General features: G+C 69.7%; 15 protein-coding genes. 4 read left to right on the top strand and 11 right to left on the bottom strand.

The window, feature by feature from the left end:
- Positions 1–164: 164 nt before the first annotated feature.
- The 9 genes from CJZ86_RS14260 to CJZ86_RS14220 all read right to left on the bottom strand — a co-directional run bounded on the left by CJZ86_RS14260 (position 165) and on the right by CJZ86_RS14220 (position 8,495).
- Positions 165–416, bottom strand: a complete 252-nt coding sequence (locus tag CJZ86_RS14260; protein ID WP_094586913.1) for a carboxysome peptide B — start codon at positions 414–416, stop codon at positions 165–167.
- Positions 416–730 (bottom strand): alpha-carboxysome shell vertex protein CsoS4, encoded by a 315-nt coding sequence (csoS4, locus tag CJZ86_RS14255; protein WP_094586911.1) that lies wholly within the window; start codon positions 728–730, stop codon positions 416–418. The genes CJZ86_RS14260 and csoS4 overlap by 1 nt, the downstream gene beginning before the upstream one ends.
- A gap of 2 nt (positions 731–732) precedes the next feature.
- Entirely contained in the window at positions 733–2,271 is a 1,539-nt protein-coding gene (locus CJZ86_RS14250; protein ID WP_094586909.1) for a carboxysome shell carbonic anhydrase, read from the bottom strand.
- Between the two features lie 7 nt (positions 2,272–2,278).
- Positions 2,279–4,651 (bottom strand): alpha-carboxysome scaffolding protein CsoS2, encoded by a 2,373-nt coding sequence (csoS2, locus tag CJZ86_RS14245; RefSeq protein ID WP_094586907.1) that lies wholly within the window; start codon positions 4,649–4,651, stop codon positions 2,279–2,281.
- 72 nt (positions 4,652–4,723) lie between these two features.
- Positions 4,724–5,065 carry a ribulose bisphosphate carboxylase small subunit gene (locus CJZ86_RS14240; RefSeq protein ID WP_094586905.1) on the bottom strand — a complete coding sequence of 114 codons (342 nt, stop codon included), beginning with the start codon at positions 5,063–5,065 and terminating at the stop codon, positions 4,724–4,726.
- Positions 5,066–5,166: 101 nt separating this feature from the next.
- The gene (locus tag CJZ86_RS14235; RefSeq protein ID WP_015107694.1) at positions 5,167–6,579 is read right to left on the bottom strand and encodes a form I ribulose bisphosphate carboxylase large subunit; all 1,413 of its coding nucleotides are present in this window, start codon (positions 6,577–6,579) and stop codon (positions 5,167–5,169) included.
- A 51-nt stretch (positions 6,580–6,630) separates the two neighbouring features.
- Positions 6,631–6,942, bottom strand: coding sequence for an alpha-carboxysome major shell protein CsoS1 (gene csoS1, locus CJZ86_RS14230; protein ID WP_015107695.1), 312 nt, complete (start codon positions 6,940–6,942; stop codon positions 6,631–6,633).
- A 211-nt stretch (positions 6,943–7,153) separates the two neighbouring features.
- Complete coding sequence (locus tag CJZ86_RS14225; RefSeq protein ID WP_094586903.1) at positions 7,154–7,435, bottom strand: P-II family nitrogen regulator; 282 nt, start codon at positions 7,433–7,435, stop codon at positions 7,154–7,156.
- 43 nt (positions 7,436–7,478) lie between these two features.
- Positions 7,479–8,495 (bottom strand): sodium-dependent bicarbonate transport family permease, encoded by a 1,017-nt coding sequence (locus CJZ86_RS14220; protein ID WP_094586901.1) that lies wholly within the window; start codon positions 8,493–8,495, stop codon positions 7,479–7,481.
- A gap of 238 nt (positions 8,496–8,733) precedes the next feature.
- On the opposite strand from CJZ86_RS14220, the gene CJZ86_RS14215 reads away from it, so the two are divergent.
- Positions 8,734–9,342, top strand: a complete 609-nt coding sequence (locus CJZ86_RS14215) for a non-canonical purine NTP pyrophosphatase (protein WP_094586899.1) — start codon at positions 8,734–8,736, stop codon at positions 9,340–9,342.
- A gap of 27 nt (positions 9,343–9,369) precedes the next feature.
- Here the strand turns inward: CJZ86_RS14215 and CJZ86_RS14210 are convergent, their stop codons facing one another.
- Positions 9,370–10,170, bottom strand: a complete 801-nt coding sequence (locus CJZ86_RS14210) for a BMC domain-containing protein (protein WP_094586897.1) — start codon at positions 10,168–10,170, stop codon at positions 9,370–9,372.
- Between the two features lie 142 nt (positions 10,171–10,312).
- Positions 10,313–12,022, bottom strand: a complete 1,710-nt coding sequence (locus CJZ86_RS14205) for an oxygen-binding di-iron domain-containing protein (RefSeq protein ID WP_158219579.1) — start codon at positions 12,020–12,022, stop codon at positions 10,313–10,315.
- A 140-nt stretch (positions 12,023–12,162) separates the two neighbouring features.
- On the opposite strand from CJZ86_RS14205, the gene CJZ86_RS14200 reads away from it, so the two are divergent.
- The 3 genes from CJZ86_RS14200 to CJZ86_RS14190 all read left to right on the top strand — a co-directional run bounded on the left by CJZ86_RS14200 (position 12,163) and on the right by CJZ86_RS14190 (position 15,761).
- Positions 12,163–12,672 (top strand): DUF8679 domain-containing protein, encoded by a 510-nt coding sequence (locus tag CJZ86_RS14200; RefSeq protein WP_198960158.1) that lies wholly within the window; start codon positions 12,163–12,165, stop codon positions 12,670–12,672.
- Between the two features lie 103 nt (positions 12,673–12,775).
- Positions 12,776–14,068 carry a ferredoxin:protochlorophyllide reductase (ATP-dependent) subunit N gene (locus CJZ86_RS14195; RefSeq protein WP_094586894.1) on the top strand — a complete coding sequence of 431 codons (1,293 nt, stop codon included), beginning with the start codon at positions 12,776–12,778 and terminating at the stop codon, positions 14,066–14,068.
- A 7-nt stretch (positions 14,069–14,075) separates the two neighbouring features.
- Complete coding sequence (locus CJZ86_RS14190) at positions 14,076–15,761, top strand: ferredoxin:protochlorophyllide reductase (ATP-dependent) subunit B (protein WP_094586892.1); 1,686 nt, start codon at positions 14,076–14,078, stop codon at positions 15,759–15,761.
- Positions 15,762–15,764 lie beyond the last annotated feature (3 nt).

Below are 15,764 nucleotides of genomic sequence, written 5' to 3'. Positions count from 1 at the left end.
AGCGGCCGCCGCCCCGGCTGCCGCTGCTGGAGCGGCCGACGGTGCCGCCGGTGGGGGGGCCGGGGGCGGCGTGGGGGTGGCGTCGGGACCGGAGCGGGGGGTGCGGCTGGCCATGGGACGGACGGGGGGAGGGGGAACGGTCGTGGAGGCGATGGGAGGGGCGCCTACCCGTCCGGCTCCCAGAAGTCGATGATGCCGCCGATGGTGAGATCGGTGTGCGTTTCGGGGTTGCCGCAGGCGAAGCGGGCGGCCGAACCGCTGGCGGTGAAGACCCAGTTGCCGGGGGAGGCCCCGACCGGATCGACGGCGACGCTGAGCTTGCCCTTGGGGCTGCGCAGCACCCGCAGGTTCCAGTGCTCGAGGCCTGGCACCCGCTGGGTGCAGACCAGGGAGCCGGTGACCTGCATGATCTCCATCAGGCCTTTCCTCCCTGGGGTGCCGGTCCGCCGGTGGGGGTGCCGCTCGCTGGCGGGGTGGCCTTGCCGGCGTCGGGATCCCAGTGGTCGATGATCCCCACGATCGTGAGGTCGCTGGGATAGGACTTGCTGCCCGCCGCCTCCCGGGCGGCGGAGCTGCCGACGCAGATCACCCAGTCGCCCGGGATGCAGCCCACCGCGTCCACAGCCACCTTCTGGGTGCTGCCGTCCTGCACCACCTGCAGGTGCTTGTGCTCGAAATCGGGGATGCGGTTGGTGGAGACCAGGGGTTTGACCACCTTGCAGATCAACATGGTCAGTGCCCTCCTGCGGTGGTGAGGCTGATGGTGGAACCTACCGCTTCGGCGGGCGTGTGGCGCTCCTGGTCACGCACGGTCAGCAGGGCATGGAGCAGGCCCTGGGCGAAGAGGTCGGGATAACGGTTCTCGATCGCCTCCTGCACCCGCTGGGCATGGCGCACGGCCCGCTCCCGGGCGCCGGGCACCTTGCCGTTGTAGTCGAAGCGCACCACCACGGGCACCGGCAGGCCCCGGGAGACATTGAGGCCCTTGAAGATCTTCACCCCCACGTCCATGTCGGGGGCGCCCTCCTCGACCGTGTCCATGTAGGCGAAGTAGGTGAGGTTGCGCAGGTGGATCTCCTTGAAGCCGATGCCCACACCGATGAACCGCTCGGCATGGCCCGCATCGGCGTAGTGGCCGTCGTGGTACTGGCGCACGTAGTCGATCTGGGAGATGTTGTGCTCCAGCAGCCGGGCGATCAGGCGCACCATGCCGGGATCCGGCGTGCTGGCCGCAGCGGCTTCCGCCAGCTCGGCGATCCGGCGACGGGCCTCTTCGGGGTGCAGGTGGCGCGTGGCCTCATACACGGTGGCGGCATCGAGCCACTGATCCAGGCGGGTGCTGCCGTCCATGCCCGGCACGTGCACCCGGATGGCGTCGGTGTCGGTGTCGATGCCCAGCAGCAGCAGGTCGACGGAGGCGCCGCAGCAGAAGCTGTTCTCCACAGCCTGCTGGAAGTCCATCAGCCGCTGGCGTCCGCAGCTGGCCGCCAGGGCGTCGTCACTGCCGTGGGCGGCACAGCCCTCGTGGGTCGGGTCGAGGGAACTGAAGTGGTAGAGCACCACCTTCAGGTAACGGGTGTCGTCGTGGGCGGGGTTGGGGATGCCCTCCCGGTAGCGGCGGTGCTCGGTCTTGACCCAGCGGTTGACCGTGTTCTCCACATCGAACAGGGCCCCGGCATGGGGACGGCGCCGCACCGAGCTGAAGGGCAGCCGCAGGGCGAAGGCGATGGCATGGGCCAGGCGACCATCGGCGCAGGGGGTCACATCCAGCAGGTGGAAGCCGCAGGAGAGCAGGAAGGCGTCGAAGTCCTCGGCGGCGGCGCTGCCGGGCTGGCCGTGCAGCGGATCGTCGCGGAAGAAGCCGTCGCTGGTCTGTTCGTAGGTCTCGAAGACGCACCAGGCGAACAGGCTGCGCATGTCGAGCTGGCTGACCCAGGCCTTCTCCAGGATCGGCAGGGGCAGGCTGAAGCCCAGCTCCGCCTGGGCCAGGGCCTGGGCCCGCTCGACGAAGTCATCCTCGTGCTGGAGGGCGGAGAGCCGCTTGAGCACGGGCACGATCCGGTCGAAGGCGTCCTTGACGCCACGGTCGTAGCTCTCCAGGGCGGCGTTGGCCGCGTGGTCGGTGAGCGGATGGGCGCTGGCGGTGGTTCCCTGGCCGAGCCGCACCGCCGCCAGGCGCCGGGAGAGATCGGCGCCGGAGGGGGCATCGGGACGGCGCCGGGGGGCTCTCGGAGCGAGGGGACGGATCGTGGGGGCCGGGCGGCGGGGCATCAGGGGTTCAGCCGCGGGCTCCGCCGGAGACCGTGATCAGGGAGCCGGCGCTGGTGCTGCCGCTGGATCCGGTGATCTTGTTGGTGGGCTCGGGCAGCGCCTCGTTGCGCTTGTTCTGGAAGCCGGGCATCGCCGACATCGGGCCGACGCGGCTGGGGTTGCGACGGCGGGCCGAGGCCCCTTCGGTGCCGGTGACGTGCTTGCCCCGATCCCAGTCGTCGCCGGTGATGTTGAGGCCGGCGGAGATGCCCTCGCCGGTGACGCGGGAGGTGGGACGGGCGTCCTCATCGACGGTCACCGCAGCTGCGGCCGCCGGCTGGCGCAGGCGCACCCGCTCCTGGCCGGGACGGTCGAAGCGGAACTGCTCGGTGCCGGTCACCTTGTCGGCGGCCATGTCAAAGGGGCCGGTGATGCGGTTGCCCTGCTCGTAGCTGTTGCCGGTGACGCCACCGGGGCGCTGGCGGGAGCTCTGGGCAGCCCGGGCCGGGGACTGGACGCTGAACTGCTGCCAGGGCTGGGCGCTGAGGGGCTGGGGAAAATCGGCGTCCTGGCTGGTGGCGGCGCCGCAGGCCTCGTTCAGCTGGTCACCGCCGATGTAGGGCGTGCCGGTGATGTCCTCGCAGGCGCCGCGCTCGGCGCCGGTCATGACACCGCCGATGCCGGGCTGAATCCCGGTCATCACGGTGCCCATGCGCACCGGGGTGCGCTGGCGGATCTCGGCCACCTTGTTGGAGGAGCACCAGGTGCCGGCCTGCTCCATGCCGGCGTAGGGGGTGCCGGTGACGGCCTTGCAGGTGCCGGGCTCATCGCCGGTGACCTTCTCGGAGCGGCCGGTGCGGGTGCCGCTCACCACCATCGCCTTGTTGGTGACGCTGAAGCCCACCTTGGCGGCTTCCGGAGCCGGTTTGGTGCCGCAGAACTGTTCGTACTGCTGGGTGCCGATGTATTCGTCGCCGGTGACCAGGCGGCAGGAGCCCGGTTCGTCGCCGGTGACGTGCTCGCTGCGGCCCACATGGGTGCCGGTGATGCCGGTGCCCCGCAGGGTGTGCAGGCTGCTGACCTTGGCCGGGGCGCGGCCGGGCACTTCCGACTGGTCACCCACGTACTGGGTGCCGGTGAGCTGGCGATTGGCGCCGGGCTCGTTGCCGGTGACCCGCTCGGAGCGTTCCACGATCACGCCGGAGACCGGCCGGCCCGCGGTGGTGCGGGTCAGGCCCACCTTGCGGGGGGAGGGGCTGGTGGTGCCGCACCAGGCGGCGCTCTGGTTGGCGGAGATGTACTCGGTGCCGGTGACGTTCTTGCAGGTGCCGGGCTCGTCGCCGGTGACCTTCTCGGAACGGCCCACCTCGTTGCCCGTCACCCGGTTGCCGTGGGTGGTGGCGCTGACCCGCACCTTGGCGGGCTGCAGGGGGGTGGGATCGCTCTGGCAGAAGGTGCGGAAGATCTCGGCACCCAGGTACTCGGTGCCGGTCACGGGACGGCAGGTGCTGGCCTCGTTGCCGGTGGTCTTGAGGGAGCGGTTGGCCTGGGTGCCGGTGACCACTTGGCCCCGGACCGTCTCGCTCACGCCGACTTTCCAGTGGGCATCGGCGGCGGCCTCGATCTTGGCCTGGCCGCGGCGGGGGCCGGTGGGGCGGGAGCCGCCGCTGCGGGAGCTGCCGGCGGAGCCGACCTTGCACTTGAGCTCACGCACCTTCTGGGCCAGCTCGCGGCTGCTCATGTCCGGGTTGGACTGGCGGGCCACCGAGGCGGCGACGGAGCTGGTGGGGGCGCTGGCGGACTTGCCCCGTTTGGAGAGGGCTTCGCGGCGGGCCATGACGATGGCCCGGCTGGGGTTGTGCTGGGCGGTGCGCTTGGGGGTGCCGTTGCGGCGCTCGCCATTGCGCGATTGGCGGTTGGCCAGGGACGCGCCAAGACCGGAGGACGAAGGGGTGGCGGCGGCGGCGGGGGCCGGGGTGGGGGCCGCGACCGTGGTGGCGGGGGCGCTGGCCTTGGTGGCGCGCATCACCTCCTGGCGGGTGCGGTCACTGGAGGTGTCGGCCCGCTTGCCGCGGCGGGAGAGGGCCTCACGGCGCTCCAGCACCAGGTTCCGGCTGGGGTTCGCCAACGGCTTGGCGTTGCTGCGATGGCCGTAAGCCGAGGAGGAGGTCAGGGAGGAGGCACCACCGCGCCGCGCCGTGGGGGCGGTGCGCTGGGGCGTCGGGGCCGGAGCCGCTGCAGCCGGGGCGGCACTCACCGTTTCGGTGCGGGTGCGCTGGGCATCAGCGGCCGTGCGCACCCGTCCCGGGGAGGACATGAACTGGGCGGAGGCTTTCTTGCCGCCGTTGGTGAGGGCCTTGCGGCGCTCCAGTGCTGCTTCCCGACTGGTGGTTCTGGCCATGTCCGCCCCGTGAATGGATGATCAAAAGTGATGGATCCCGACCGCCGGCCGGGATCCGCTGTGGTCGCTGGATCAGCGGCCTTCGAACACGACGAAGCAGGCGCCCTGGCTCTGGGTGTAGGCGTCGTAACCGACGAGGCGCACGTGGTGGTCGGGGTAGGCCCGGTGGCAGGACTCCAGTTCGTTGACGATCACACCGAGATCCTTCTCACCGAAGAAGGGCAGCTTCCAGAACGACCAGTAGGTGGCCATGGAGCGGCTGGGGTGGACGTGCTCGACCAGGGGGCTCCAGCCCTGGGCAATGATGTAGGCGATCTGGTCGTAGATCTCGTCCTGGGTCATCGGCGGGAGGAAGCCGAAGGTCTCCAGGGTGGCGACTGTTTGATAGTCACCCACGGTGCTCTTGAAGGGCATGGGGATCCTTGTGGGAAATGGGTTGGGGAACCCGGCCCCGCCGACCTTGGGTGGAAGCACCCTCGGTCAGCGGTGGCAGGGCATGGGGCCGTGGTGTCGGATCAGCCGACGTCGAGCTTGTCGACGGTGTCGAACTCGAACTTGATTTCCTTCCAGGTCTCGAGGGCGATGGCCAGCTCGGGGCTGTGCTTGGCGGCTTCCGTGAGGATGTCGCGGCCTTCCTTCTCGATCTCGCGGCCGGCGTTGCGGGCCTTGACGCAGGCTTCGAGGGCCACCCGGTTGGCGGCGGCGCCGGCGGCCGAACCCCAGGGGTGACCGTGGGTGCCACCACCGAACTGGAGCACGGAGTCGTCACCGAAGATGGCGACCAGGGCGGGCATGTGCCACACGTGGATGCCGCCGGAGGCCACGGCGAAGACGCCGGGCATCGAACCCCAGTCCTGATCGAAGAAGTTGCCGCGGGTGCGGTCTTCGGGGATGAAGGATTCGCGCAGCTGGTCGATGAAGCCCAGGGTGGTCTGACGGTCACCCTCAAGCTTGCCCACCACGGTGCCGGTGTGCAGCTGGTCGCCACCGGAGAGGCGCAGGCACTTGGCCAGCACCCGGAAGTGGATGCCGTGCTTGGGATGGCGGTCGATCACCGCGTGCATGGCGCGGTGGATGTGGAGCAGCATGCCGTTCTTGCGGCACCACTTCGACAGACCGGTGTTGGCGGTGAAGCCACCGGTGATGTAGTCGTGCATGATGATCGGCTGCCCGAGTTCCTTGGCGAACTCGGCCCGCTCGTACATCTCCTCGGGAGTGGCGGCGGTGCAGTTGAGGTAGTGCCCCTTCTTCTCGCCGGTCTCTTCCTGGGCGAGCTGGACGGCTTCAGCCACGAACTCGAAACGGTTCTGCCAGCGCTGGAAGGGCTGGGAGTTGATGTTCTCGTCGTCCTTGGTGAAGTCGAGGCCGCCGCGGAGGCATTCGTAGACCACCCGGCCGTAGTTCTTGCCCGACAGGCCGAGCTTCGGCTTGATGGTGCAACCCAGCAGGGGACGGCCGTACTTGTTCATCCGGTCGCGTTCGACGTGGATGCCGTTCGGCGGGCCGGGGCAGGTCTTGATGAAGGCCATCGGGAAGCGGATGTCTTCCAGACGCAGGTGACGCAGGGCCTTGAAGCCGAACACGTTGCCCACCAGGGAGGTGAGCACGTTGGTCACCGAGCCTTCCTCGAACAGGTCGAGGGGGTAGGCGATGAACGCGTAGAAGGACTCCTTGTCACCAGGGACGTCTTCGATGCGGTAGCAGCGGCCCTTGTAGAAGTCGAGATCGGTGAGGAGCTCGGACCACACGGTGGACCAGGTGCCGGTGGAGGACTCGGCGGCCACGGCGGCAGCCACCTCTTCCTTGGGCACACCTTCCTGGCCGGTGCACTTGAAGCAGGCCAGCAGGTCGGTGTCGAGGGGGACGTAATCGGGAGTCCAGTAAGTGTCGCGGTACTCCTTGACCCCGGCGTCGTACTTCTTGCTCATGGGATTGTTCGGATGGGTTCGGATGGAAAACTCAGAGGGTCAGCTGACCGCTCAGTCCTTCGATCCCAGGCCGAAGCTGCTGTTCAGCGCCGGCTCCACTTCACGGTGGGGACGGGCGATGATGTGGGCGGCCACCAGGCCGTCGCCCACCCGCTCGCAGGCATCGGCGCCGGCACGGACGGCGGCGTTCACGGCACCGGTTTCACCCCGCACCAGGACGGTCACGTAGCCGCCTCCGACGAATTCGCGACCGATGAGGCGCACCTCGGCGGCTTTGGTCATGGCGTCAGCCGCTTCGATGGCGGGCACCAGACCGCGTGTCTCGATCATGCCGAGGGCGATGCCCATGGTTTCGTTTGCCATTACCTGCTCCTGGAGGAGGGGGGTGGAATGTTCGTGTGCAACCTTGCTCCTCCGTCAAACCCTCCGTCAAGCGATTGGGAGCCTGGCGGCCATCAAGGTTTCCGGATCGGCTGATAAGGGCAGCTGATCAGTGCAACACAAAAAGTAAGCCTTGGTTGATCGCTGCCCCGCCGCGCGCCGCCCCTGCTGGTCCCAGGCCCCTCCAGGAGGCTCAGAGCGGCTCGGCGCTGGAGACGAACCCGACCCCCCCGTACCGCTTCAGCAGGGGCCGCAGGGCGGCGCCCACGGCCCCGAGCAGCTCGTCCTCCACGAACACGATCACGTGGGCGTTGGCCCCCAGCCCGCTGAAGTCCATCGCTTCGGAGATCTCACCCGAGGGGCCCATGCCCGTCACGTGCTTCATCACCGAATAGCCCTTCGCCCCGGCCGTGGTGATGGTGCGGCAGACACGGTTCAGTTCCCGTTCGCTGAGAAAGAGATCGATGCGCTTCATGGGGATGGGGCGACGGTTCGGCAAGGGTCGGCGGGGGCCGGGTTCAGCCGACAGGAATGAAGTGGCGGGTCAACGCCATGTAGAGGGGAATCCCGATCACCACATTGAAGGGGAAGGTGAGTCCCAGGGCGGTGGAGATGTAGAGGCTGGGGTTCGCCTGCGGGACGGTCATGCGCATCGCCGCCGGCACGGCGATGTAGGAGGCGCTGGCGCAGAGCACCATGAACAGCAGGGTGTTGCCCTGCCCCAGCCCCAGCAGAACGCTCACCAGCAGCCCCAGCAGGGCGTGCAGGGGAGGGGCCAGCAGGGAGAAACCGATCAGGAAGGCCCCCGCCTGCTTCAGGTCCCGCAGCCGCTGGGCCGCCACGATGCCCATGTCGAGCAGGAAGAAACAGAGGGCTCCGTAGAAGAGTTTCTCGGTGAAGGGATCCATCTTCGCCAGACCCGCCGGACTGAAGGCCGCCACCACATAACCGATCACCAGGCTGCCGATCAGCAGGTAGACCGAGCCGTTGAGAAAGGCCTCCTGGAGAATCTCCCGCCAGCGCAGACTGCCGCCGCCGTTCTGCTGCTCTCCGGCCATTTCCGCATCCTCCGCGGGGGCCGAGAGCCTGGCCAGGATCACCCCCACCACGATCGCCGGCGATTCCATCAGGGCCAGGGCCGCCACCATGAAGCCGTCGAAATTCACCTCGACGACGTTGAGGAAGCTCTCGGCGGTGATGAAGGTGACGGCGCTGATCGAGCCGTAGGAGGCGGCGATGGCGGCGGCGTTGTAGCCGTCGAGGCGCAGCCGCAGGAACAGGAAGCTGGTCAGCGGCACCAGCAGCGACATCGCCACCGCCGCCCCGACCGTCAGCAGCACCTGGGGGCCCAGGCCGCTGTGGGCCAGCTCCATGCCCCCCTTGAAGCCGATCGCCAGCAGCAGATAGAGGGAAAAGAGCTTGGGCAGCGGCGAGGGGATCTCCAGGTCGGAGCCCACCAGCACCCCCAGGATTCCCAGAAAGAAGAAGAGAACCGGCGCGGAGAGAAGGTTCTGTAGGACCAGGCTCGACTGCATCGCCCTCCGGCGCCCAAAGGGTGGAGGCAACCTAAGGGCGAATCCGGCCGCCAACCGTCACCGGTCGCGCAATGTTGCTCCGCCCGTCCGTCCGATCGCGAGCGAATTCCCTATCGTCCGCCCGGGGCAGGAACCCTGGAGTTTTCCGGGGGTGGAATGTTCAACCCGTCCTGCCCCACCCCTTCACCGCCCAGCCAGCACCCCTCTGCACCACAATGGGGCCCCCCGTGGGCCCGGCTTGTCCCTTTCCCCTTCCCCCCCGGTCCTGGTGATCGCCAGCGGCAACCCCCACAAGGTGGCCGAGATCACGGCCATGCTCGAGGGGGTCGGTCCGGAGGTGGGTCTGGAGGTGCGGCAGCAGCCCAGGGATCTGGAGATCGAGGAGACGGGCCTCACCTACGCGGAGAATGCCCGCCTCAAGGCCTCCACGGTGGCTTCGCTCACGGGCTCCTGGTCGCTGGCCGACGATTCCGGCCTGGAGGTGGATGCCCTCGACGGCCGCCCCGGCCTGTTTTCGGCGCGCTACGCCCCCACGGATCACGAGAAGATCCACCGACTGCTGCACGAACTGGGCGATTCCCTCTACCGGGGCGGCAGCTTCGTCAGCGCCATGGCCCTGGCCGATCCCACCGGTGCGGTGGTGCTGGAGTCGGAGGGGGTCTGCCGGGGGCTGATCCTGCGGGAGCCCTCCGGCCATGGCGGCGGCTATGACCCGATCTTCCATGTGCGGGAGGCGGGCTGCAGCTATGCCGCGATGGGCGAGCACCTCAGGAGCAAGCTCGGCAGCCGCGGCAAGGCGGCCCGGGCGATGGCCCCGGGCCTCAAGCGGCTGCTGGGGCTGGCCTGAGCCAGCCGGGTGCCGGGCCGCTGACGCTCAGCTGCGGGAGCCGGCATTGATCTGGGCCACGGCGCGCATGGCGGCGGCGGCGGCCTCCTCCACGTCGCCCTCCTTGCCCGCCAGGGTGAGGCGGCCGAAGGCCCCCACCGCCTTGACGTCCACCACGGTGATGTTGGAGCTCTTCTCGGCTTCGTTGGCGGCGATCAGCACGTAGCCCGCCGGTTCGGTCTCGAGGATGAACATGCTCATCCCGGCCTGGATCATCGAGCCGCGGCGGTTCTGGCGGTTGATCAGCACGGCGTGGTCGGGGGTGATCGCCCGGATGATCTCGGTCCAGGTGACCTCGCAGCGGCTGCGCAGCTCCACCCGGCTGCCGATCGCCTCCAGGACCACGTCGCCGGAGTGGAGGACGTTGCTCTGGTCCCGGTGGTAGAGGGCCAGGGAGCCGAAGGCCCGCTCCACCACCATCTGGCCGAGCCGCACGGTGCTGGCCTTGAGGGCGATGTCGGTGACCCGGTGCACCGCCATCCCCGGTGACACCTCCAGCCAGAGGCAGGCATCGCCGGGGATCGGCAGGAAGCCATGGGACACCGTGCCCATGTACGACGCCAGCTGGGGCTGGAGGGAATCCAGGAAGACGTAGGTGCGCAGTTCGATCGACTGCACGTGGCTCGACTGGCGCGCCAGCCGCCGGCCTTCGCTGTCGGTGGTGATCACGCAGCTGGCCCCGGAGGCCTCGCCGCTCACATCGGTGCCCGTGATCCGCAGACTCGCCGCCTTCCTGCGGGCGTCCGACCGGTCGTCGCGAAGGAAGGAACGGGCACTCTGCGAATCCATCACGGCGCGAGGCGCCAACCCCCGGAACAAACGGTCGTTGCGATCCCCGGGGTGGTTGAAGCGCCGGGATCCCTGGCCGCCGCCAGGGGCAGTCCAGAAGGGGAGGGTACTCCCGGGCGGGGCGCTGGCGGCCGGTTCCGGCCTAGCGGCTGCTGAGGGCGAGACCGTCGGCGACCCAGACCCGGTCGCGGCCGGCGGCCTTGGCGGCATAGAGGGCCCGGTCGGCCAGCTCCATCAGGCGGGGGAAATCGGCCGCCGGCTCGGCCGCCGTCGTGCTCACCCCCAGGCTGACCGTCAGGCGTCCGCCCGGGGCGTCCCCCGCGAGATCGAGCCGGTGCATTGAGAGCCGGATCCGCTCGGCCACCCGCAGGGCCGTGGCCCGGTCGGCCTCCGGCAGCAGCACCAGGAATTCCTCGCCGCCGAGGCGGAAGGTCTGGTCCTGCTCCCGCACCGACTCCCGCAGCACCCGCGCCACCTGCCGCAGCACCCGGTCGCCGGCGTCGTGGCCGAAGCTGTCGTTGACCTGCTTGAAATGGTCCAGATCCAGCTCGATCAGGGCGTAGCTGGCGGGAAGCGGCGATGCGTCGAGGGCGCGGCGGTTGGCCAGGCCCGTGAGCGGATCACAGAGGGCGGCGGTGTTGAGGATGGCCACCTCGTGGGCATGGCGCTGATCCTCCAGGAGGTGCTCCACCCAGGGGCGCATCGACTCGGCGAACTCCCGCACCATCCGCTCCATGTCGGGGTCGAACGGCGGGGCTGCGCCACGACCGCGGATGGCCAGCACCATGGCGGGCTCGCCGATCAGGCAGATCTGGTGCCAGCCGGGGGTCGGCTGGCGCCGTTCGGGCTGGTCCGCCTCGGTGGACCAGGTGGTCCAGCCGTCACCGGGCATCAGCACGGCCAGTTCGCACCTGCTGGCCTGGCCGGCCGATTCGAGGATGTGGCCGATGGCGCGGACCATCCCCAGGGGCGTGCCCTGGTGGATCAGGGCCTCCTGGAGACGCCGCCGGGCCTCGGCGATGCGCAGCAGGCGCTTGAGGTCGAGGTCGGCGTCGGCCAGGCAGTAGACGCCGCATTCCATGGCGCCGAGGGCGCTGAAGACCTGATCGACGATGGCGGCGGGAACGATGTGGCCATGCTGGGGGGCGATCCGCTCGATGCGGCTCCAGCGGGTGCGGATGCGGGCCAGGCCGGCACTGAGCAGCTCCCGGCTGGGCATGTAGTGCTGGTGGAAGGGCCGGGCGTTCTCGATGATGTAGGCGGCATCGTCAGACTCCAGCACGTTGCTGTCGGGGACGAAGCCGCCGAACAGGTCGGAGGAGAACAGGGTGCCGGTGGCGCTGTCATGGGACACCATCGCCCCGGGGAAGTGGAGGTAAGGCGTCAGCTGGAACTCCAGCCGCCGATCCCCCGCCAGGGGCAGGCACCAGCCGTGCTGCTCCACCAGATAGGTGGAGAACCCATGGCCGTAATGGCGGATCAGGGCGTTGGCGCGCCATTCCGTGACCACCTGCACGTCAGGCCGCGTCAGCACCTCCCCAAGCCGGGGCAGGGCGGCGCAGATGTCGGGGTCGGAATGGTGACAGACGAGCCAGCGGATCGCGTCGAGATCGGTGATGGCGCGCAGCTTGGCCAGGGTTCCCTCGATGGTGAGCGGTGAACCCGGATCGATCAGAACCCCGTCCGAACCGTTGGCAATGAAATAGGTGTGGCACTGGAAGTGGTCGTGGGCCAGCCGCACCCCCACCCACCACACACCGGGGGCGATCTCGACGGGATCCTCCCGTGGGTCCGCCATGTCGCCCCGGTGGGTGGGTGCCTGGTCGCAGGGCCGATGGAGTGAGCGGTCCATGGGGACGGAAGGAAGCGCCGCGCCGCGCCCGGATGGAGACACGAATGGATGCCTTCTTTCCATCGTGATTCATGACGTCCGGACCCTTGCGACTCCGAAGGCAACCGATACCTTCCAGTTCAACCTTTCCAGGCGCGACCATGGCCACCCGGCGCACCGCTTCTGCCACTCCTGGCGTCACTGCCGACGGCTCCTCCGCCCCCGGGGTGGCCAGCGAGACCCAGCCCCTGCGCCATCCCCTCGACCAGGACACGGTGTCCGAATGGATCACCCGGGCGCTCGATGAGGGAGTGCGGCCGGAGCAGGCCCTCGCCTTCATCGGCCTCGGCCTGATGCGCCGCATGGGCGGCGACATCGGGGACGGTTTCGCCGACTGGAAGGATGCCGCCGAGGCGGATCACCCGGTCGACCTGGCGGCCCTGCGCCAGCGGCTCGAGATCACCGACCTGGCCATCCGCACCGGCGCTCCCCTCAGCACCGCCGAGGTCACCCAGCTGATGGGGGCCCGGCCGGGGGCCGCGCTGGTGGAGCGGGGCGGACTCACGGCCCGCCGCCTGGGGCGCAACGTGTGGAAGCTGAGCCGCAGCGCCGATGGCGAGCGGGAGGAGCGCAGCATCGGCTTCGGAGAGGGATTCCGCCGCCGCCTCTGAGCGCGGGAATCCGCACACGATCCCGAAAAGATGTAACGCAGTCGGGCGCGGACCCCACCGTCCCCGCTAACCCATGGAGGCTCCATACCTGGCGATCCCCTCCATGGGTGTATCCGCTCCACCGGTTCAGCCTCCCACCGGCGCCATCCCCGGGGCTGGCCCCAGCGACATTCTCAAGGAGAGCGGCCAGCGGGAAGTGTTCTGCGGCCTCACCTCCATCGTCTGGCTGCACCGCCGCATGCCCGACGCCTTTTTCCTGGTGGTGGGCTCCCGCACCTGCGCCCACCTGATCCAGTCGGCGGCCGGTGTGATGATCTTCGCCGAACCCCGCTTCGGCACGGCGATCCTGGGTGAACGGGACCTGGCGGGTCTGGCCGATGCCAACGAGGAACTGGACCGGCTGGTGAAGGATCTGCTGGAGCGCCGGCCCGAGATCCGCACCCTCTTCCTGGTGGGCTCCTGCCCCAGCGAGGTGATCAAGCTCGACCTGGCCAAGGCGGCCGAACGCCTCAACACCCAGCTCGTCGGTCGGGTGCGGGTGCTGAACTACTCCGGCAGCGGCATCGAGACCACCTTCACCCAGGGGGAGGACAACGCCCTGCTGGCCATGCTCCCCCTGCTGCCCTCCTCCGATGAGGAGCAGCTGCTGATCGTGGGCACCCTGGCCGATGCGGTGGAGGATCGCTTCCGGCTGATCTTCGAGCGGCTGGGCATCACCACGGTCCGCAGCCTGCCGCCGCGGCGCTCCACCGATCTTCCCCCCGTGGGCAAGGGGACGCGGGTGCTGCTCGCCCAGCCCTTCCTGAGTGCCACCGCCCGGGCGCTGCAGCACCGGGGCGCCACCCTGCTGAGTGCCCCCTATCCCTTCGGCGTCGAGGGCAGCCGCGACTGGATGGCCGCCGCCGCCCATGCCTTCGGCGTGCCCGACGACCGCTTCAACGCCGTGCTCGACCCCCTGGTGGAGCGGGGGCGCCGCGCCCTGGAGCCCCACCGGGAGGTGCTCGCCGGCAAGCGGCTGTTCCTGCTGCCCGACTCCCAGATGGAGATCCCCCTGGCCCGCTTTCTGTCCCGGGAATGCGGCATGGAGCTGGTGGAGGTGGGCACCCCCTACCTCGACCGCCAGCTGATGGCCGCCGACCTGGCCCTGCTGCCCCCCGCCACCCAGCTCAGCGAGGGCCAGGACGTGGACCTGCAGCTGGAGCGGGTGCGGGCCGCCCGCCCCGACCTGGTGCTCTGCGGCCTGGGGCTGGCCAATCCCCTCGAGGCCGAGGGCATCGCCACCAAGTGGTCGATCGAGCTGGTGTTCAGCCCGATCCACGGCTGCGACCAGGCCGGTGAACTGGCCGAACTCTTTGCCCGTCCCCTGCGGCGCCGGGCCGTGCTGCAGCTCTCCTGACACCCCCATGGAACTGACCCTCTGGACCTACGAAGGCCCCCCCCACGTGGGTGCCATGCGCATCGCCACCTCCATGGAGGGGGTGCATTACGTGCTCCATGCCCCCCAGGGCGACACCTACGCCGACCTGCTGTTCACGATGATCGAGCGGCGGGGCCTGCGGCCCCCCGTCACCTACACCACGTTCCAGGCCAGGGATCTGGGCGGTGACACCGCCGAGCTGGTGCAGCGCTCGATCCGCCAGGCCGTCGAGCGCTTCCAGCCCGAGGCGCTGCTGGTGGGCGAGAGCTGCACCGCCGAGCTGATCCAGGACCAGCCCGGCGCCCTGGCCGCCGGCATGAACCTGGGGGTGCCGATGGTGAACCTGGAGCTGCCGGCCTACTCCAAGAAGGAGAACTGGGGCGCCGCCGAGACCTTCTACCAGCTGGTGCGCACCCTGCTCAAGCCCCAGCTGCCGGCTCCGGGCACCCCCAAGCCGTCCCCGTCCCGCTGGCGCGACCAGGGTCGCCGGCCCCGGGTCAACCTGCTGGGCCCCAGCCTGCTGGGCTTCCGCTGCCGGGACGACGTGCTGGAGATCACCCGGCTGCTGGCCGAGCACGGCATCGATGTTTCGGTGGTGGCCCCGCTGGGCGCCCGGCCCGCCGACCTGGAGCGCATCCCCACGGCGGACGCCAATGTCTGCCTCTACCCCGAGGTGGCCGGCCCTGTGTGCAGCTGGCTGGAGCGCAGCTTCGGCACCCCGGTGGTGCGCACGGTGCCGATCGGAATCGGCGCCACCGCCACCTTCCTGCGGGAGCTGCACGGGGTGCTTGATCTGGCCCTTCCGGCCGAGCTGCAGGAGGTGGAGGGTCAGCCGAGCGAGGCGGAACGCCGTTCGCGGCTGCCCTGGTATTCCAAGTCGGTGGATTCCACCTACCTCACCGGCAAGCGGGTGTTCATCTTCGCCGATGCCACCCACGCCATCGCCGCCGCCCGGATCGCCTCCAGGGAACTGGGCTTCCAGGTGGTGGGCCTGGGCAGCTACAGCCGGGAGCAGGCCCGGGAGGTGCGGGCCGCCGCTGCCGAGCTGGGCCTGGAGGCCCTGATCACCGACGACTACCTCGTGGTGGAGAAGGCCATGGCCGAGGCGGCCGCGGAGCTGGTGCTCGGCACCCAGATGGAGCGCCACAGCGCCAAGCGGCTGGGGCTGCCCTGTGCCGTCATCAGCGCCCCCCTGCATGTCCAGGACGTGCCGGCCCGCTACTCCCCCCAGATGGGCTGGGAGGGGGCCAACGTGATCTTCGACTCCTGGGTGCACCCGCTGATGATGGGCCTGGAGGAGCACCTGATCGGGATGTTCCGCCACGACTTCGAGTTCGTCGACGGCCACCGCAGCCACCTCGGTGACGGCGCACCGGCGGCGGCTTCGGGCGCCGACCAGGAGGGCTCCACGGCCACGGCCACGGTCCCGACGCCAGCCCCGGCCACCACAGCCACCACAGGGCCGGCACCCGGCACCACCACCGCCGGCGCCGCCGTCCGAGAGGCCCTCGAAAGCCTCTGGACCGCCGATGGTGAGGCCGAACTCGCCAAGATTCCCTTCTTCGTGCGGGGCAAGGTGCGCAAGAACACCGAAGCCTTCGCCCGCGAACGGGGCCTGGAGAGGATCGATGCCGAAGCCCTCTACGACGCCAAGGCCCACTTCAGCCGGTGAGCG

The sequence above is a fragment of the Synechococcus sp. BO 8801 genome, assembly GCF_002252675.1.
Taxonomy (GTDB): Bacteria; Cyanobacteriota; Cyanobacteriia; order PCC-6307; family Cyanobiaceae; genus Cyanobium.
The sequence above is the reverse complement of the archived record's forward strand: the minus strand, read 5'-3'. Positions and strand labels throughout refer to the sequence as shown.

Coding starts and splice junctions, on each gene's coding strand:
- CJZ86_RS14260 (WP_094586913.1), bottom strand. CDS start 416: ATGGAGATCATGCAGGTCACCGGCTCCCTGGTCTGCACCCAGCGGGTG.
- csoS4 (WP_094586911.1), bottom strand. CDS start 730: ATGTTGATCTGCAAGGTGGTCAAACCCCTGGTCTCCACCAACCGCATC.
- CJZ86_RS14250 (WP_094586909.1), bottom strand. CDS start 2,271: ATGCCCCGCCGCCCGGCCCCCACGATCCGTCCCCTCGCTCCGAGAGCC.
- csoS2 (WP_094586907.1), bottom strand. CDS start 4,651: ATGGCCAGAACCACCAGTCGGGAAGCAGCACTGGAGCGCCGCAAGGCC.
- CJZ86_RS14240 (WP_094586905.1), bottom strand. CDS start 5,065: ATGCCCTTCAAGAGCACCGTGGGTGACTATCAAACAGTCGCCACCCTG.
- CJZ86_RS14235 (WP_015107694.1), bottom strand. CDS start 6,579: ATGAGCAAGAAGTACGACGCCGGGGTCAAGGAGTACCGCGACACTTAC.
- csoS1 (WP_015107695.1), bottom strand. CDS start 6,942: ATGGCAAACGAAACCATGGGCATCGCCCTCGGCATGATCGAGACACGC.
- CJZ86_RS14225 (WP_094586903.1), bottom strand. CDS start 7,435: ATGAAGCGCATCGATCTCTTTCTCAGCGAACGGGAACTGAACCGTGTC.
- CJZ86_RS14220 (WP_094586901.1), bottom strand. CDS start 8,495: ATGCAGTCGAGCCTGGTCCTACAGAACCTTCTCTCCGCGCCGGTTCTC.
- CJZ86_RS14210 (WP_094586897.1), bottom strand. CDS start 10,170: ATGGATTCGCAGAGTGCCCGTTCCTTCCTTCGCGACGACCGGTCGGAC.
- CJZ86_RS14205 (WP_158219579.1), bottom strand. CDS start 12,022: ATGGACCGCTCACTCCATCGGCCCTGCGACCAGGCACCCACCCACCGG.
- CJZ86_RS14200 (WP_198960158.1), top strand. CDS start 12,163: ATGGCCACCCGGCGCACCGCTTCTGCCACTCCTGGCGTCACTGCCGAC.
- CJZ86_RS14195 (WP_094586894.1), top strand. CDS start 12,776: ATGGGTGTATCCGCTCCACCGGTTCAGCCTCCCACCGGCGCCATCCCC.
- CJZ86_RS14190 (WP_094586892.1), top strand. CDS start 14,076: ATGGAACTGACCCTCTGGACCTACGAAGGCCCCCCCCACGTGGGTGCC.